Source organism: Citrobacter sp. RHBSTW-01044, assembly GCF_013781945.1.
In the GTDB taxonomy this organism is placed as follows: Bacteria; Pseudomonadota; Gammaproteobacteria; order Enterobacterales; family Enterobacteriaceae; genus Citrobacter; species Citrobacter braakii.
Window position 1 is genome coordinate 650340 of record NZ_CP056180.1, and the last position, 16345, is coordinate 666684.

The following is a 16345-nucleotide window of genomic DNA, read 5'->3' on the forward strand; positions in this document are numbered from 1 at the left end:
GCCGCTCCTTAAACGATCGGGTTGTGGACGGTGACCAGCTTTGATCCGTCCGGAAACGTTGCTTCAACCTGAATATCTGGGATCATCTCCGGAACGCCTTCCATCACCTGATCGCGGCGCAGGATGTGACGCCCGTCTTCCATCAGCGAGGCCACAGTTTGACCATCGCGTGCCCCTTCCATGATGAAAGCGCTAATTAGCGCCACCGATTCCGGATAGTTCAGCTTCAGCCCGCGGGCCAGGCGACGTTCTGCCACCAGCGCGGCGGTAAACAGCAACAGCTTGTCTTTTTCTCTGGGGGTCAGTTCCATACGGGGTCTCTTAGGTTTGCCAGATTCGCGGTAGAACGGGTGGTTTGTGTGTCAAAAGCGGGCGCAGAAATTGCCAAATGCCACGCATAACGCGCTGAACAATCAGGTTGTCGTCGGCAAGAAAGCGGATCGTCAGCAGTGAGTCGTTAAGCGTTGCCCCGGCGTAATCGCCAAGCGGCGTCAGCCGCTCGCGCGTGCCTTCCAGCATGTTTTCAGTGGCCGGATAACACAGCAACGTGCCTACCCAGGGATGGTGCGCGACGCCGCTCAGCTCCCCCTTCTGCAACTGCAAGCGCTCTATCAGCAGCGGCTGCCCATTTCGCCACACTTCCAGACGGTTTTGCAGCGTGCCGTGGCTGAAGGACTCCTGCATAACCGGTCGCCCGAGGCACAGCAGATCCCAGGCCAGCAGTCGACTCTCCGACGCGATGTGAAAGACGGACTGGATAGTGGCGTTGGCGCCAGGAAAGAGGATCGTATCCTGGGGGAGCCACTCCAGCGTGGCGTGCGGGGCGAGCGTGAAATGTTGGCGCAGCAACGCCTGCGGCCCACCGCTGCGATAAAACTTTCCCGCGCCGGGCTGGGTGATTAACGCATGGCTGTTTTCGTTGAGAGTTACGGCAATGTGTAGTTCATCCCCGCCGACGATCCCCGCGGGTGGATGAAGCAAATAGAGGTGGCAGACGCCCTCTTCCGGGTAAAACGGACGCTGAACCGTCAATGGACCATGATGACGCGCCGAGGCGAGCACCGTGTTGTGCCCAGTGCGGGTGAAATGCAGATCTAGTTCGGCCTGCCAGCCCCGTGTGAGTGTCTCGTGCGCAACCGTGTCCAGAGCGTTTCCCTTATCAGCATGAGGGTGTTTGCATACAAAAAAGTATGCCTCAGCACATCGGGAAATCGATCATATGAGAAGCTTATGGATAAAGGGGCGACAATATGCCGCCCCAATGGGGTTTTACAGTAAAACGAGGGGCATCCAGACCAGACCGGTAATCACCAGCAGCACAAGGAAAATCAGGCCAAAAATAGCACCGAGTCGCCAGTAATCCACCGTCGGCAAATAGCCGCTGCCGTAGTAGATAGGGCTAGGACCGGTGGCATACGGGGTCAGAATGCTGCCGAGACCAATGGCTGCGCCGACCATCAGGCAGAAGACCGGAAGTGGAATTTCCGGCATCGCCAGCGCGGCGGCAATCATCATCGGTGCCAGGGCGGAGGTATACGCCGTGGCGCTGGCAAAGAAGTAGCGCAGCAGATAGAACACCACAATGAGCGCCACCATCACCATCATCGGCGAATAGCCGCTCAACCCGTTTGCCAGCAGCTTGCCGAACCAGGTAATAAAACCGGTGTTATTGAGCCCGGTCGCCAGCGTTATCAGCGAGGCCAGCCAGAAAAAGACGTTCCACGCGGCTTTATTACTGACGATGTCATCCCAGCTAATGATGCGCAGTACCAGCATCAACGCCACTACGCTGTATCCGACCATCGCGGCGTCAATGTAATCGCCGCCGAAAATCCACAGCACCAGTGCGCCGACCATCAGCACCAACATCTTTTTCTCGCGTGCGCAGAGCGGTCCCATTGCTTTTAGCTCTGTATCCGCCCAGCGCGGAACCTGATCACCGGATTTCAGCACCGGTGGATACAACACGTACGCCAGCCAGGGCACAATCAGCACCAGTAAAATACTCAGCGGCAGCATGCCTAAGAACCAGTCGCCCCAGCTCAGCGCCGTGTGGGACGCGCCTTTCATCAGGCCGATTAACAGCAGGTTCGGCGCCATCGCCGTTAAGAAAATGGCGCTGGTGACGCAGTCGGCGACAATGCCCATCCACATAATGTACGAGCCAATGGAGCGAGAACTGGCGCTATTGGGCTGCGAGTTATACAGCGGCGGCAGGTTGCGGATAATCGGGTAGATTATTCCGGCCCCGCGCGCGGAGTTGGACGGCGTGACGGGAGCGAGGATAAGTTCAGAGAACATCACCGCATAGCCGAGAAACAGCGTCCGGTGCCCCATCTTTTTCACCAGCATCAGCGCGATACGTCGACCGAGCCCGGTTTTCTCATAGCCGGTACCAAACATAAAGGCCGCGAAGATAAGCCAGATTACCGAGTTTGAAAAACCTGATACCGCCCATGACAGCGATTTGGCGGTAAATTTAAAACCGTCCTGCGCGAGTTGCTCCGGGCTGAACAGCAGCCACGGTGAAAGGACGGCGATGATCGAAATGCCAATCATCGCTACCACCGCGCCCGGTACAGGTTCCAGAATAAGGCCCACAATCACACCGGTAAAAACGGCAAAATAGAGCCAGGTGTGGCTCTCAAGGCCGTTGGGGACGGGCAGTACAGCAATAATGGCGATGACCACCAGCGGAGCCAGGTATCGCCACCAACCAGCTAAAGGTGCCATTGTTGTATCCCTACGAAAAGGGAGAGGCGCAGCGCCTCTCCGGGAGGGTTATTTGATGTAGTGCACGTGCTCGCAGATTTCATCGACGATAGGATCGCGACGTTCAGCGAACAGCTTTTTGTTTTCGGCGATCAGGTTATTGCCGTGGGTATCGATGGAAACGATCAGCGGGCCGAACTCTTTAACCCGACATACCCACAGGGATTCCGGCATGCCAAGTTCGGTCCAGTGTACCTCTTCGATCTCTTCAACCTGGGTTGCCGCCACGACCGCACAACCTGCCGGGAAGATTACGTGCAGCGCTTTAAACTGTTTGCAGCCTGCTTCCGTTAGCGGTCCCATGCCGCCCTTGCCGACCACCAGTTTGACGCCCGTCTGCTCGATAAAGTCTTTCTCAAACGCTTCCATACGCATGCTGGTGGTTGGGCCAACGGAGACCATCTCCCATTTTTCACCGTTCTTACGTACGATGGGCCCCGCGTGGAAAATGGCTTTGCCGTTCAGGTCATAAGGAATCGGGCGCTTCAGTTCGATCAGGCGGCGGTGACACACGTCACGACAGGTCACCAGCGTACCGGTCAGGTAGATGACATCGCCAACGCGAATGTCGGCCAGATCTTCGGCTTTGATCGGGGTTGTGAGGATCTTTTTCATAACGCGCTCCGGGTGTGAGACAGGTTTTCGAAGGAGAGGTCAGCATGAACTAACAGTGTGCCGCGACGGTGTGCCCAGCAGCCGGTAGAAACGGCAACGCCGATAGTCGACGGATGGCGTGCGGCGGATTCGATATGCACGCCCATCACCGAGCTATTCCCGGTCAACCCTTGCGGGCCAATGCCCAGACGGTTCAGCCCTTCTTCAAGACGCAGTTCCAGTTCGGCCGCTTTTGGATTCGGATGACGTGATCCGATAGGACGTAGCACCGCTTTACGAGAAAGGACGGCGGCGGTTTCCACAGAGGTGGCAATACCTACGCCCACCAGCACCGGCGGACAAGCGTTGACTGCCAACGTGGAGATATTTTCGAAGACAAATTTCACCACGCCCTCGTAGCCTTCAGAAGGCATTAACACTTTTGAACGTCCCGGCAGCGTACAACCGCCGCCTGCCATGTAGACTTCGATTTCCGCGTCGTCGTTATCAGGGATGATGTCCCAGGTGACCCACGGCACACCGGTACCGGTATTTTTGCCGGTATTCACTTCGTCAAAAATCTCGACCGCGTTATGGCGCAGCGGCGCTTTTACCGTGGCGTCTTCAACGGCCTGTTTCAGGATGCTTTGCAGTTCGCCCAGCAGCGGAAAACGGGAGCCGACCTTCACAAAGAACATAATCTCGCCGGTGTCCTGACAGGCCGGACGGTTCAGGTCGATAGCTTTCTGCATGTTGTCAAACATGGTGTGGTAGATGATTTTACCCATCGGTGAAGTTTCGCCTTCACGCAGCTGTTTTAATTTATCTACGACGTCGTCAGGCATGCGGGTAGAAATCATGGCGGTAAAATCGGCGACAATGTTTGTCAGCGTAGTTATCGCATTTTGGTTATTTTGATTGCTCATCTTGTTAACTCCAGTTCTTTTATTTGTCTGGAAATAAATTCTCCGCCACAAACTACCACTAAAAATGTGGGTTTATATTATTTGCCACTGTGAATATCCAATTAACAGATCGTGAATGATGTTCAGATAAGCAATAAAAATTGCGCAAAGGCAGGGTTTAATACGCATGAGGGAATTACACTGCGGTTAACAACTTTACGGATATACCTATCATGCTGAACACGTATCCCCTCGCGAAAGACCTGCAGGTCCTGGTTGAAATTGTTCATAGCGGCAGCTTCAGTGCCGCCGCCGCGGCGCTGGGCCAAACACCCGCGTTTGTGACGAAACGCATTCAGATCCTTGAGTCCACGCTGGGGACGACGCTGCTAAGCCGCTCCGCGCGCGGCGTGACACTCACGGAGAGTGGTCAACGTTGTTATGAACATGCGCAGGCTATTCTTGCGGGCTATCAGCATCTGGTCGATGACGTCACGCAACTCAAAACACGCCCGGCAGGGATGATTCGTATCGGCTGTAGCTTTGGCTTTGGGCGCAGTTATATTGCACCGGCTATTACCGAACTGATGCATAGCTACCCTGAATTACAGGTGCATTTTGAACTTTATGATCGGCAAATTGATTTGGCGCAGGATAATATCGATTTGGATATTCGTATTAATGACGAGATTCCGGATTATTATATTGCGCATTTGTTAACGAAAAATAGAAGAATATTATGTGCAGCGCCGACGTATTTACAAAAATACGGTGAGCCGACAACGCTGCAGGAATTAAGTCGTCATGATTGCCTGGTCACTAAAGAACGCGATATGACGCACGGGGTGTGGGAGCTGGATAACGGCCAGGAGAAAAAGTCGATCAAGGTGGCGGGACATCTTTCCTCTAACAGCGGCGAGATTGTGTTGCAGTGGGCGCTACAGGGAAAAGGGATTATGCTGCGTTCCGAATGGGACCTGCAGCCGTTTCTGGCAAGCGGTGAACTGGTGCGTGTGCTGCCGGACTATGCGCAAAGCGCCAATATCTGGGCGGTGTATCAGGAGCCGCTGTATCGCAGCGTGAAGCTTCGGGTGTGCGTGGAGTTTCTGGCGACGTGGTGCCAGCACCGATTAGGCAAACCGGTGGAGGGGTATCACATTCCCCACGCCGGATAAGACGCTGTGGCGTCGCTATCCGACATTAAAATCACTCTGGGTCTCTTTCGCGTTTTTTCTTCAGCTTGGTCCAGATCTTTGGCTCCTGACGACGCCACAGACGCTGAATGTTGTCATGGTGGCGTAGCAGAATTAAGCACGACAGCATGGACACCGGGAAAGTGAACTGGGGATTGAACCACCAGACGTAAAAGGGGGCGATCAGCGCGCTGACGATAGCGCCTAATGATGAATAGCCGCTTAATAAGACGGTCAGCAGCCAGGTTCCGGCCATCACGCCGGTTAAGTCCCAACCAATCGGCGCAATTGCGCCAAAGGCGGTGGCAACGCCTTTCCCACCTTTAAAGCCGAAGAAGACCGGCCAAATGTGACCCAGACAGGCGGCGATCGCGATCAATCCCAGCCAGAAGGGGCTAATGCCTAGCGCATAGGCACCCCAGACGGGTAACATACCTTTCAGGACGTCGAAAATCAGCACCGCGACGGCGGCTCCTTTGCCACCGATGCGCAATACGTTTGTCGCGCCCGGATTCCCAGATCCGCTGTGACGCGGGTCCGGTAATCCAGCAAGGCGGCATACCAGAATAGCACTGGAAATTGAGCCACAGAGGTACGCGAAGATAATCATTCCAGGCGCGATTGCACTCATAAGCTGTTCCGTTTTGAAAATGTCGTGTAAAACGCTACTTCTGTGGATAATACGCATATTTCGCCGGAAGTGGTATCCGGGTTAGCCAAAAAGCAGGCAGGTCGTGATGGATATTGTATTTATAGAGCAACTTTCTGTAATCACCACTATTGGTGTTTACGACTGGGAACAAACGATCGAACAACAGTTGGTGTTCGATATCGAAATGGCGTGGGACAACCGTAAATCGGCTAAAAGCGATGATGTGGCTGATTGCCTGAGCTATGCTGATATTGCTCAAACGGTTGTTAATCATGTGGAAGGCGGGCGCTTTGCGCTGGTCGAACGCGTGGCGGAAGAAGTGGCGGATCTGCTGCTTAGCCGTTTTAATTCTCCATGGGTGCGGATCAAACTCAGTAAACCTGGCGCGGTTGCCCGTGCGGCGAACGTCGGGGTTATCATTGAGCGTGGCAATAATCTGAAAGAAAATAATTAACTTAATAATATCTAAACCAAACGGGTATAAAAGGGTCTTTATGTCGGCTCGTTTTCGCCGTGGTTTCTCTATCTAGAGGTTCATTAATGAGTGATATGCACTCGCTGCTGGTGGCGGCAATTTTGGGTGTGGTCGAAGGATTGACGGAGTTTTTACCCGTTTCCAGTACCGGCCATATGATTATTGTTGGCCACTTGCTGGGTTTTGAGGGTGACACCGCAAAAACATTTGAGGTGGTTATCCAGTTGGGCTCTATCCTGGCGGTCGTGGTGATGTTCTGGCGACGTCTGTTTGGCCTGATTGGCATTCACTTCGGTAAGGTCCCACATGAAGGCACTGGCAAAGGTCGGCTGACGCTGGGCCATATCCTGTTGGGGATGGTTCCTGCCGTCGTACTGGGACTGATTTTCCACGACATCATCAAATCGCTGTTTAACCCGATCAACGTGATGTATGCGCTGGTGGTAGGGGGCGTGCTGCTGATTGCCGCAGAATGCCTGAAGCCGAAAGAGCCGCGTGCGCCGGGTCTGGATGATATGACCTATCGCCAGGCGTTTATGATTGGCTGTTTCCAGTGTCTGGCGCTGTGGCCGGGTTTTTCTCGTTCCGGGGCGACGATTTCTGGCGGTATGCTGATGGGAGTAAGCCGTTACGCGGCCTCCGAATTCTCCTTCCTGCTGGCCGTGCCGATGATGATGGGCGCAACGGCGCTGGATCTCTACAAAAGCTGGACGTTCCTCAGCGCATCAGATATTCCGATGTTTGCAGTTGGTTTCGTGACGGCGTTTATCGTGGCGTTGGTGGCGATCAAAACCTTCCTGCAGCTGATTAAGCGCATCTCGTTTATTCCGTTTGCGATTTACCGCTTTATTGTGGCGGCTGCCGTTTACGTCGTGTTCTTCTGATTTTACTAGCTTGCCGGATAGCGGCGTTAAAGCTTATCCGGCAATGCTCTGTCTACGCTTTCGGGCAACGTTGTTCTTTCCAGGCGGCCACCGCCGCGATCCGACGCCGGGTCAGTTCCTCGCGAATAGCCTGACCTTTGAATCCCGCCTCAACGACGTCTTTCGTTGGTACCGCCTGCGCAACCTGCCAGGCTTCACGCAACAGCCTGCCTTGCGGATAATCCGCCGCTTCAAAACCGGTTCGCCCACGCACGTCGGCCTCGCTGGTCAGGGCGATTTGCTCCACGCGCTGCGGTTTGCGCCAGGCATCGATGGAATCAAACAGCTTAACGATGGTTTTCGGCTGCAGGATCGGGAAGGTATGAATGAGGTCGTGGAACTCGGCTACCAGTTTGGCTAAATCACGGATGTCATTCGGCACGCGCAGGCGTTGGCACAGTTGCTCGACCAGCTTCACGCCAGCCGGACCGTGACCGTGGTGGCGTGGCCACAGCGCTTTTGGCGTCAATGCCTTGCCAAGATCGTGGCACAGCGTGGCAAAACGCACGTCGACCTCCGGACTTAACATGGCCGCCATCGACAGCGTCATCAGCGTGTGAATACCGGTATCAATTTCCGGGTGCCATTGCGCGGGCGCGGGAACGCCAAACAGGGCATCTACTTCCGGAAACAGGACGTGCAGTGCGCCGCAGTCGCGCAGGACCTGAAAAAATACCTGTGGGTTGCGGGTGGTTAAAGCACCTTCTGTTTCTTTCCACACCCGCTCTGGCGTCAGGTGCTCCAGTTCCCCTGCGGCGTTCATATCGCGCATCAGCGTCATGGTTTCTTCAGCGATACGAAAACCGAGGTGCGCATAGCGGGCAGCAAAGCGCGCCACGCGCAGCACGCGCAATGGATCTTCGCTAAAGGCGGGGGACACATGGCGTAGCAGACGGTTTTCCAGATCGTCGCGTCCGTTATACGGATCGATAATCTCGCCGTCGTCATCGCGGGCCATTGCGTTGATGGTCAGATCGCGACGCTGAAGATCAGCCTCCAGCGTTACATCCGGCGCGGCGTAACAGGTGAATCCGGTATACCCCGAGCCTGATTTGCGTTCGGTACGCGCCAGCGCATACTCTTCCCGGGTTTGCGGATGCAGAAACACGGGAAAATCGCGGCCTACCTGCTGGTAGCCCGCGTCGAGCATCTCTTGCGGCGTGGCGCCGACAACAACCCAATCTTTATCTTTAATCGGTAGCCCTAATAACGCATCCCGAACAGCACCACCGACCAGATAAATCTTCACGCCACTTTCCTTTTGAAATTATGATCCCTTAATCATATGTCAGTGCGGCGGAGAAGGCGATTCAGTTCATCCAGCGATCTTTGCGTTTACGGCTGGGGATCATGTGTGGCAGAACCAGGCCGAGCAACAAACCAAGACCAAGCACGCCGCCGCCATACATAAACCACTGCATGATGATGGTGCGCTGTTTGTCATCAAGCTGAAGGTTGGCTGCGCTGACCTTCTTTTGCGCCACGATAAGCTCGTTCCTCAGCTTCTGGTTTTCTTGTTTCAGCCCGTCGATTACGCTGTCGCTTTGCGACACTTTTTGCTGCATATCGGCGGTGCGCTGATTCCACGTGGTGTCGATATTATTGAGCTTATCGGTCAAGGTCTTAACCTGGTTTTCCAGATCGGGAACGCGGGTACGCAGGCTCGGCGTACTATTCAGCTCTTTCAGTGGGATCCAGGCGGTACGTCCGGTGCTGTCTTTCACCTGGGCATAGTTAGTGTTGGCATCGGTCTGTAATAGCGTGACTTCCTCGCCGGCGTTAACCGTACCCACGAGGCGATAATTATCTCCCGGACCGCTGCGGACCCAGGTGTTCAGTTCGTCAGAAACATAGCGCTTTTCTTCGGCATGAGAGACTGCAGTGGCGCTAAGTGCGAGTAAAGTTAATCCAATCAGGCGTAATTTTGGCATCAGGCTGTCGTTATTGTCATAGAAAGTGGAACGATAGTAGTGGCATCAGTGTCTCTACGCAAAGCATTCGACATCAATCGGAATCATCTGTGTCCTTTTTGCCACCACTCGAAACTTTTACGCCCGTCAAATTGCTCGTTGCATGGCAATTTGGCGCAAAATACTATCTACTGACCATAAAGAACGAGCTTAGTTCGCAGTCAGTTTTCTCAACTGTGACATAACCCATAAGTACAAGACCATGGCCCAGGAAATCGAATTAAAATTTATCGTCAATAGTGACGCTGTAGATGCGCTACGTGAACGTCTGAATACGCTGGGGGGAGAGCATCATGCGCCCAGCCAGTTGCTGAATATCTACTACGAAACGCCCGATGCGTGGCTGCGTGGTCACGATATGGGGCTGCGTATTCGCGGTGAGAACGGTCATTACGAAATGACCATGAAAATTGCCGGACGAGTGACGGGTGGCCTGCATCAGCGGCCGGAGTTTAACGTTGCGCTGAACGCGCCAGAGTTGGATCTCTCCCTGTTTCCAACGGAAGTCTGGCCTGATGGCGAACTGCCCGCTGAACTTGCCTCTCAGGTACAGCCGCTCTTCAGCACCGATTTTTACCGTGAGAAATGGCACCTTGATATCGACGGTAGCCGCATTGAAATGGCCCTCGATCTCGGGGAAGTGAAAGCGGGCGAGTTGGCTGAACCTATCTGTGAGCTTGAACTGGAGTTGTTAAGCGGCGATACCCGTGCGGTATTGAAGCTGGCAAACCAGCTGGTATCGCAAACCGGTTTACGCCAGGGCAGCCTGAGTAAAGCGGCGCGCGGCTATCATCTGGCTCAGGGGAATGCGCCGCGTGAACTCAAACCGACGCGCATTTTGAAGGTTCCGGCAAAAGCGAGTATTGAGCAAGGGCTGGAAGCGGCGCTGGAGCTGGCATTATCACAGTGGCAGTACCATGAAGAGCTGTGGGTGCGTGGCGTCAAAGGGGCGAAAGCCGAGGTGCTGGCTGCGATGGGCCTGGTGCGTCACATTCTGATGCTGTTTGGCGGTAATGTGCCGCGAAAAGCGAGTGCTCACTTACGTGATTTGCTGACCCAGTCGGAAGCGATCATTGCGTCTGACGTTTCTGCCGTTTCCGCGGTTTACAGCACGCAAACGGCGATGGCCAAGCTGGCGCTGACCGAATGGCTGGTGACCAAAGGGTGGCAGCCGTTCCTTGATGCGAAGGCGCAGGGTAAAATAGCCGACTCCTTTAAGCGTTTCTCAGATACCCATCTCTCGCGCCATGCTGCTGAACTGAAAACAGCTTTTGCTCAGCCGCTGGGCGATCAGTACGCCGATCAACTTCCGCGCCTGACGCGCAACATTGATAGCATGCTGATGCTGGCGGGATACTACGACGAAAAGGTCGCATCGGAATGGATCGCCACCTGGCAGGGTTTACGTCACGCCATTGCGGCCAACCAATACATTGAAATTGAACACTTCCGCAACGAGGCGATTGCTTTGGAACCGTTCTGGCTGCACAGCGGAAAACGATAATCAGGGTGAGGCCGGGATGCCTGATGGCGCTGCGCTTATCAGGCCTACGCGATGGGCGGAAGCGGCATGCAGGCTGGATAAGGCAACATGCCGCTGCCCGGTACTATTCAAAGGATAATCCATAAATGAAGCAGCTCTCTTCACCGTTACAGCAGTACTGGCCGACCGTTGTTGAGCGGCTGCCAGCAGCAATATCTGAGTCCTCGCTTAGCATTCAGGCGAAGTCAGTGCTTACATTCAGTGATTTTTTTCGCGACAGCATTATTGCCCATCCCGAATGGCTGGTCGAACTGGAAAGCACGCCACCCGGGGCGGATGAATGGCAACACTATGCTGATTGGTTACAGCAAGCATTGGTCGACGTTAGCGATGAAAACACGCTGATGCGTGAGCTGCGCCTGTTTCGCCGTCGCATCATGGTGCGTATCGCCTGGGCGCAGACGCTGTCGCTGGTGACGGAAGAGAGTATCTTACAGCAGCTAAGCCATTTGGCTGAAACGCTGATCGTCGCCGCGCGTGACTGGTTATACGCCGCCTGCTGTCGTGAATGGGGTACGCCCTGTAATCCACAAGGTGTTGCGCAACCGCTGCTGATTTTAGGTATGGGGAAACTGGGCGGCGGCGAACTGAATTTTTCCTCTGATATCGATCTGATTTTTGCCTGGCCGGAGCACGGTAGTACGCAGGGCGGACGTCGCGAGCTGGATAACGCCCAGTTCTTTACCCGTATGGGCCAGCGGCTCATCAAAGTGCTGGATCAGCCCACAATGGATGGATTTGTCTATCGGGTAGATATGCGTTTACGCCCGTTTGGCGACAGCGGCCCGCTGGTGCTGAGCTTCTCCGCGCTGGAGGATTATTACCAGGAACAAGGGCGCGACTGGGAACGCTATGCGATGGTCAAGGCCCGCATTATGGGCGATTGCGACGGTACCTACGTCAGTGAGCTTCGCGCTATGCTGCGGCCTTTTGTTTTCCGCCGCTATATTGATTTCAGTGTGATCCAGTCTCTGCGTAACATGAAAGGAATGATTGCCCGCGAAGTGCGCCGCCGTGGTCTGAAAGACAACATTAAGTTGGGCGCGGGCGGTATTCGTGAAATCGAATTTATCGTGCAGGTATTCCAGCTTATTCGCGGTGGGCGCGAGCCGTCATTGCAATCCCGCTCGCTGTTACCCACGCTCAGCGCCATCAATGCGTTGCACCTGCTGTCAGACACCGACGCGGAACAACTGCGCGCAGCCTATCTCTATTTACGTCGTCTGGAGAACCTGCTGCAAAGTATCAATGATGAGCAGACCCAGACGTTGCCAGGCGATGAACTGAACCGCGCGCGGCTGGCGTGGGGGATGAACGTCGATGACTGGCAGCAGCTAACCGATGTGCTGGCCAGTCATATGGACAACGTGCGCCGGGTGTTTAACGAGTTGATTGGCGATGACGAAGCAGAAACCCAGGAAGAGTCGCTCTCAGAACAGTGGCGTGAACTGTGGCAGGACGCATTACAGGAAGATGACACCACGCCGGTGCTGACGCATCTGGCGGATGACGATCGCCGGCGCGTGCTGTCTCTGATTGCCGATTTTCGCAAAGAGCTGGATAAACGCACCATTGGCCCACGCGGACGCCAGGTGCTGGATCACTTAATGCCGCATCTGCTGAGCGATGTCTGTTCGCGTGACGACGCCTCAGTCCCGCTGTCGCGCATCACACCGCTGCTGGTAGGCATTGTGACCCGTACGACCTATCTGGAGCTGCTGAGCGAATTCCCCGGAGCGCTTAAGCATCTGATTTCGTTATGTGCCGCCTCGCCGATGATCGCCAGCCAGCTGGCGCGGTATCCGCTGTTGCTCGATGAACTGCTGGATCCGAACACCCTGTATCAACCCACCGCGACGGATGCCTACCGTGATGAACTGCGCCAGTATTTGCTGCGCGTACCGGAAGATGACGAAGAGCAGCAGTTGGAAGCGCTGCGTCAGTTTAAGCAAACGCAGTTGCTGCGCATTGCCGCGGCAGATATCGCTGGTACGCTGCCGGTGATGAAGGTGAGCGACCACTTAACCTGGCTGGCGGAAGCTATTATTGATGCGGTAGTCCAGCAGGCGTGGATGCAGATGGTCGCTCGCTACGGGCAACCCACTCATCTTGACGAGCGCGAGGGGCGCGGTTTTGCCGTCGTCGGGTATGGCAAACTGGGCGGCTGGGAGCTGGGCTACAGTTCGGATCTTGATTTGATCTTCCTGCATGACTGTCCTATGGACGTGATGACGGATGGTGAGCGTGAGATTGACGGGCGACAGTTCTATTTGCGTCTGTCGCAGCGCATTATGCACCTTTTCAGCACCCGCACCTCATCCGGTATTTTGTATGAAGTGGATGCGCGGTTGCGTCCGTCCGGCGCGGCGGGAATGCTGGTGACATCAACCGAGGCTTTCGCTGATTACCAGCGCAACGAAGCCTGGACGTGGGAGCATCAAGCGCTGGTGCGCGCTCGAGTGGTGTACGGCGACCCACGGTTGACCTCTCAGTTTGATGCGATTCGTCGCGATATCATGACCCTCGTCCGCGATGCGAAAACCTTGCAGACCGATGTGCGCGAAATGCGTGAGAAAATGCGGGCCCATTTGGGCAATAAGCATCGCGATCGTTTTGATATCAAAGCGGATGAAGGCGGCATCACCGACATTGAGTTTATTACGCAATACCTGGTGCTGCGCTATGCGCATGAAAAACCGAAGCTGACGCGCTGGTCGGATAACGTGCGCATTCTGGAGTTACTGGCGCAAAACGACATTATGGATGAGCAGGAAGCGCTGGCGCTTACCCGTGCTTATACGACGCTGCGCGATGAACTTCATCATCTTGCATTGCAGGAACTTCCGGGCCATGTGGCGCCGGAGCACTTCGACGCTGAACGTACGCTGGTGCGTGACAGCTGGCAGAAGTGGCTGGTTGCCGAGTGAAGTGTGCTATTATCGCGCGCAAATTTTAAGACCCTCAGAGAATCTCTCAGGAGACAGGAATGAAAGTAACGCTGCCAGAGTTTGAACGTGCAGGAGTCATGGTTGTCGGTGATGTGATGCTAGATCGCTACTGGTACGGTCCTACCAGCCGTATTTCACCTGAAGCGCCGGTTCCGGTGGTGAAGGTTGATACCATTGAAGAACGTCCCGGTGGCGCAGCAAACGTGGCGATGAACATTGCCTCTCTGGGAGCGAATTCGCGTCTGGTTGGCCTGACTGGGATTGACGACGCGGCGCGTGCGCTGAGCAAAACGCTGGCGGATGTGAACGTAAAATGTGACTTCGTTTCTGTGCCAACTCATCCGACGATCACCAAACTGCGCGTGCTTTCCCGCAACCAGCAACTGATTCGCCTGGATTTCGAAGAAGGTTTTGAAGGCGTGGATCCGCAGCCACTGCATGAGCGTATTAACCAGGCTCTGGGCTCCATTGGCGCTTTGGTGCTCTCCGATTACGCCAAAGGCGCGCTGGCAAGCGTGCAGCAGATGATTGCTCTGGCGCGTAAGGCTGGGGTGCCGGTGCTTATCGATCCGAAAGGGACCGATTTTGAACGCTATCGTGGCGCAACGCTGCTGACGCCGAATTTGTCTGAATTTGAAGCGGTGGTCGGTAAGTGCAAAAGCGAAGATGAACTGGTTGAGCGCGGCATGAAAGTGATTGCAGATTTCGACCTTTCCGCGCTGCTGATCACGCGTTCCGAACAGGGTATGACACTGCTGCAACCGGGCAAATCGCCACTGCATATGCCGACGCAGGCGCAGGAAGTGTATGACGTGACGGGGGCGGGCGATACGGTGATCGGCGTGCTGGCAGCGACGCTGGCGGCGGGGAACACTCTGGAAGAGGCGTGCTATTTTGCTAATGCCGCAGCGGGTGTTGTCGTCGGTAAACTGGGGACTTCCACCGTTTCCCCGATTGAACTGGAAAACGCCGTGCGCGGTCGGGCCGACACTGGCTTTGGCGTGATGAGCGAGTCTGAGCTGAAACAGGCCGTTGCCAGCGCCCGCAAGCGCGGTGAGAAAGTGGTGATGACCAACGGCGTGTTCGACATCCTACATGCTGGCCACGTTTCCTATCTGGCGAATGCGCGCAAGCTGGGCGATCGTCTGATCGTGGCGGTAAACAGCGATGCTTCGACCAAACGTCTGAAAGGCGAAACGCGTCCGGTCAACCCGCTGGAACAGCGCATGATCGTGCTGGGCGCGCTGGAAGCCGTCGACTGGGTGGTCTCTTTTGAAGAAGACACACCACAGCGTCTGATTGCCGGCATCCTGCCGGATCTGCTGGTAAAAGGCGGCGACTATAAGCCGGAAGATATTGCGGGCAGCAAAGAAGTGTGGGCGAACGGCGGTGAAGTGCTGGTGCTGAACTTTGAAGATGGCTGCTCAACGACCAATATCATCAAGAAGATCCAAAAAGACAGCGATAAATAACAAATGCTGGAAACGTATCGAACTTTTGGATGCGATACGTTTCTTGCTATTGATGCTGCTGTTTTCTTCAACCCAGAGTAAAGGAATAAGGGGAGAGGGGATTTCTCCCCCCGATTTACTTTTACATGACGTTACAATAAGCGTGCGTCACGCTGACCTTAAATCCGACCCCTCTTAGATTTCGTGGGAAACTGTGAACCAGCGCAGTGGTTTTGCGCACAATATGTACAGAATAACTTCGCATCCAGGGAAATACTGAAATTAGAAAAAGCATATGGCCTTAACAGATATTCAATAACTGGAGGGTATGCTCATGAACAGCAATATGTATTCAATGAACAATTTCGATTTCCTGGCCCGTAGTTTTGCCAGGATGCAAGCTGAGGGCCATCCCGTAGATATCCAGGCGATAACTGGGAATATGGATGAAGAACATCGTAGCTGGTTTTGCAAACGCTATGCGCTGTACTGCCAGCAGGCGACGGAGGCCAGGAAGCTAGAACTGGAACACTAACAGAAAAAACGGGCCTTGCGGCCCGTTGTCGTTTTTACTCTTGCGGATCGACTGACGGGATCGCGGGAGCAGGTTTAACTTCTGCCGTTTTTTCACGCGATTCCAGCTCAGTCAGACGTTGCTCAAGCAGCGCCAGCTTTTCACGGGTACGCAGCAAAACCTGAGTCTGTACATCAAACTCTTCACGGCTTACCAGATCCAGACGGGTCAGCTGTGACTGCAGCGTTTGACGAATTTTCTTCTCGACGTCTTCGCCAAACTCGCGGATCCCTTTCGGCATCGACTCGTGAACCTGACGAGCAATCTGCTCAATTTTTTTCGGGTCAATCATTGTGGTTTCCCTGAACTGGTACGTGTTGTTGCCTATTGTAGTGCGAACTGGCA

General features: G+C 54.7%; 16 protein-coding genes. 7 read left to right on the top strand and 9 right to left on the bottom strand.

Annotated features, from left to right (window positions below):
* Positions 1–8: 8 nt before the first annotated feature.
* From HV352_RS03200 to ttdA, 5 genes are all read right to left on the bottom strand, one after another.
* Positions 9–311 carry an urease subunit gamma gene (locus HV352_RS03200; protein ID WP_019077709.1) on the bottom strand — a complete coding sequence of 101 codons (303 nt, stop codon included), beginning with the start codon at positions 309–311 and terminating at the stop codon, positions 9–11.
* Between the two features lie 10 nt (positions 312–321).
* The gene (locus HV352_RS03205; protein WP_197710786.1) at positions 322–1146 is read right to left on the bottom strand and encodes an urease accessory protein UreD; all 825 of its coding nucleotides are present in this window, start codon (positions 1144–1146) and stop codon (positions 322–324) included.
* Positions 1147–1269: 123 nt separating this feature from the next.
* Positions 1270–2733, bottom strand: a complete 1464-nt coding sequence (locus HV352_RS03210; RefSeq protein WP_049283285.1) for an anion permease — start codon at positions 2731–2733, stop codon at positions 1270–1272.
* 48 nt (positions 2734–2781) lie between these two features.
* Positions 2782–3387, bottom strand: coding sequence for a L(+)-tartrate dehydratase subunit beta (gene ttdB, locus HV352_RS03215; protein ID WP_016154539.1), 606 nt, complete (start codon positions 3385–3387; stop codon positions 2782–2784).
* Complete coding sequence (ttdA, locus tag HV352_RS03220) at positions 3384–4292, bottom strand: L(+)-tartrate dehydratase subunit alpha (RefSeq protein ID WP_016154538.1); 909 nt, start codon at positions 4290–4292, stop codon at positions 3384–3386. The genes ttdB and ttdA overlap by 4 nt, the downstream gene beginning before the upstream one ends.
* A 212-nt stretch (positions 4293–4504) precedes the next feature.
* Between ttdA and HV352_RS03225 the strand changes: the two genes are divergently transcribed.
* Complete coding sequence (locus HV352_RS03225) at positions 4505–5446, top strand: LysR family transcriptional regulator (RefSeq protein WP_142418110.1); 942 nt, start codon at positions 4505–4507, stop codon at positions 5444–5446.
* Between the two features lie 31 nt (positions 5447–5477).
* Here HV352_RS03225 and plsY read toward each other — a convergent pair whose 3' ends face one another.
* Entirely contained in the window at positions 5478–6095 is a 618-nt protein-coding gene (plsY, locus tag HV352_RS03230) for a glycerol-3-phosphate 1-O-acyltransferase PlsY (protein ID WP_142418109.1), read from the bottom strand.
* 106 nt (positions 6096–6201) lie between these two features.
* On the opposite strand from plsY, the gene folB reads away from it, so the two are divergent.
* The gene (gene folB, locus HV352_RS03235) at positions 6202–6570 is read left to right on the top strand and encodes a bifunctional dihydroneopterin aldolase/7,8-dihydroneopterin epimerase (protein ID WP_003828442.1); all 369 of its coding nucleotides are present in this window, start codon (positions 6202–6204) and stop codon (positions 6568–6570) included.
* A gap of 86 nt (positions 6571–6656) precedes the next feature.
* Positions 6657–7475, top strand: coding sequence for an undecaprenyl-diphosphate phosphatase (bacA, locus tag HV352_RS03240; RefSeq protein WP_016154535.1), 819 nt, complete (start codon positions 6657–6659; stop codon positions 7473–7475).
* A gap of 52 nt (positions 7476–7527) precedes the next feature.
* Here bacA and HV352_RS03245 read toward each other — a convergent pair whose 3' ends face one another.
* Positions 7528–8763: a multifunctional CCA addition/repair protein gene (locus tag HV352_RS03245; RefSeq protein ID WP_047414044.1), complete on the bottom strand. Its 1236-nt coding sequence runs from the start codon at positions 8761–8763 to the stop codon at positions 7528–7530.
* A 61-nt stretch (positions 8764–8824) separates the two neighbouring features.
* A complete protein-coding gene (locus HV352_RS03250; protein WP_016154533.1) occupies positions 8825–9445 on the bottom strand; it encodes a TIGR04211 family SH3 domain-containing protein in 621 nt (206 codons plus the stop codon).
* Positions 9446–9686: 241 nt separating this feature from the next.
* Here HV352_RS03250 and HV352_RS03255 point away from each other — a divergent pair, with 241 nt between their 5' ends.
* From HV352_RS03255 to glgS, 4 genes are all read left to right on the top strand, one after another.
* Positions 9687–10988 (top strand): inorganic triphosphatase, encoded by a 1302-nt coding sequence (locus HV352_RS03255; RefSeq protein WP_047414043.1) that lies wholly within the window; start codon positions 9687–9689, stop codon positions 10986–10988.
* A gap of 125 nt (positions 10989–11113) precedes the next feature.
* Positions 11114–13954, top strand: coding sequence for a bifunctional [glutamate--ammonia ligase]-adenylyl-L-tyrosine phosphorylase/[glutamate--ammonia-ligase] adenylyltransferase (glnE, locus tag HV352_RS03260; protein ID WP_137380602.1), 2841 nt, complete (start codon positions 11114–11116; stop codon positions 13952–13954).
* Positions 13955–14013: 59 nt separating this feature from the next.
* A complete protein-coding gene (hldE, locus tag HV352_RS03265) occupies positions 14014–15447 on the top strand; it encodes a bifunctional D-glycero-beta-D-manno-heptose-7-phosphate kinase/D-glycero-beta-D-manno-heptose 1-phosphate adenylyltransferase HldE (protein ID WP_016157492.1) in 1434 nt (477 codons plus the stop codon).
* Between the two features lie 307 nt (positions 15448–15754).
* Complete coding sequence (glgS, locus tag HV352_RS03270; protein WP_019077704.1) at positions 15755–15961, top strand: cell surface composition regulator GlgS; 207 nt, start codon at positions 15755–15757, stop codon at positions 15959–15961.
* A 34-nt stretch (positions 15962–15995) separates the two neighbouring features.
* On the opposite strand, the gene ubiK is transcribed toward glgS, so the two are convergent.
* Positions 15996–16292 carry a ubiquinone biosynthesis accessory factor UbiK gene (gene ubiK, locus HV352_RS03275; RefSeq protein ID WP_003024618.1) on the bottom strand — a complete coding sequence of 99 codons (297 nt, stop codon included), beginning with the start codon at positions 16290–16292 and terminating at the stop codon, positions 15996–15998.
* Positions 16293–16345: the final 53 nt, after the last annotated feature.

Bases quoted from the DNA above. Each gene is read 5' to 3' on its own strand.
- ttdB (WP_016154539.1), bottom strand. From the start codon at position 3,387: ATGAAAAAGATCCTCACAACCCCGATCAAAGCCGAAGATCTGGCCGAC.
- plsY (WP_142418109.1), bottom strand. From the start codon at position 6,095: ATGAGTGCAATCGCGCCTGGAATGATTATCTTCGCGTACCTCTGTGGC.
- ttdA (WP_016154538.1), bottom strand. From the start codon at position 4,292: ATGAGCAATCAAAATAACCAAAATGCGATAACTACGCTGACAAACATT.
- ubiK (WP_003024618.1), bottom strand. From the start codon at position 16,292: ATGATTGACCCGAAAAAAATTGAGCAGATTGCTCGTCAGGTTCACGAG.
- HV352_RS03210 (WP_049283285.1), bottom strand. From the start codon at position 2,733: ATGGCACCTTTAGCTGGTTGGTGGCGATACCTGGCTCCGCTGGTGGTC.
- HV352_RS03200 (WP_019077709.1), bottom strand. From the start codon at position 311: ATGGAACTGACCCCCAGAGAAAAAGACAAGCTGTTGCTGTTTACCGCC.
- glgS (WP_019077704.1), top strand. From the start codon at position 15,755: ATGCTCATGAACAGCAATATGTATTCAATGAACAATTTCGATTTCCTG.
- HV352_RS03225 (WP_142418110.1), top strand. From the start codon at position 4,505: ATGCTGAACACGTATCCCCTCGCGAAAGACCTGCAGGTCCTGGTTGAA.
- HV352_RS03250 (WP_016154533.1), bottom strand. From the start codon at position 9,445: ATGCCAAAATTACGCCTGATTGGATTAACTTTACTCGCACTTAGCGCC.
- folB (WP_003828442.1), top strand. From the start codon at position 6,202: ATGGATATTGTATTTATAGAGCAACTTTCTGTAATCACCACTATTGGT.
- HV352_RS03255 (WP_047414043.1), top strand. From the start codon at position 9,687: ATGGCCCAGGAAATCGAATTAAAATTTATCGTCAATAGTGACGCTGTA.
- glnE (WP_137380602.1), top strand. From the start codon at position 11,114: ATGAAGCAGCTCTCTTCACCGTTACAGCAGTACTGGCCGACCGTTGTT.
- hldE (WP_016157492.1), top strand. From the start codon at position 14,014: ATGAAAGTAACGCTGCCAGAGTTTGAACGTGCAGGAGTCATGGTTGTC.
- bacA (WP_016154535.1), top strand. From the start codon at position 6,657: ATGAGTGATATGCACTCGCTGCTGGTGGCGGCAATTTTGGGTGTGGTC.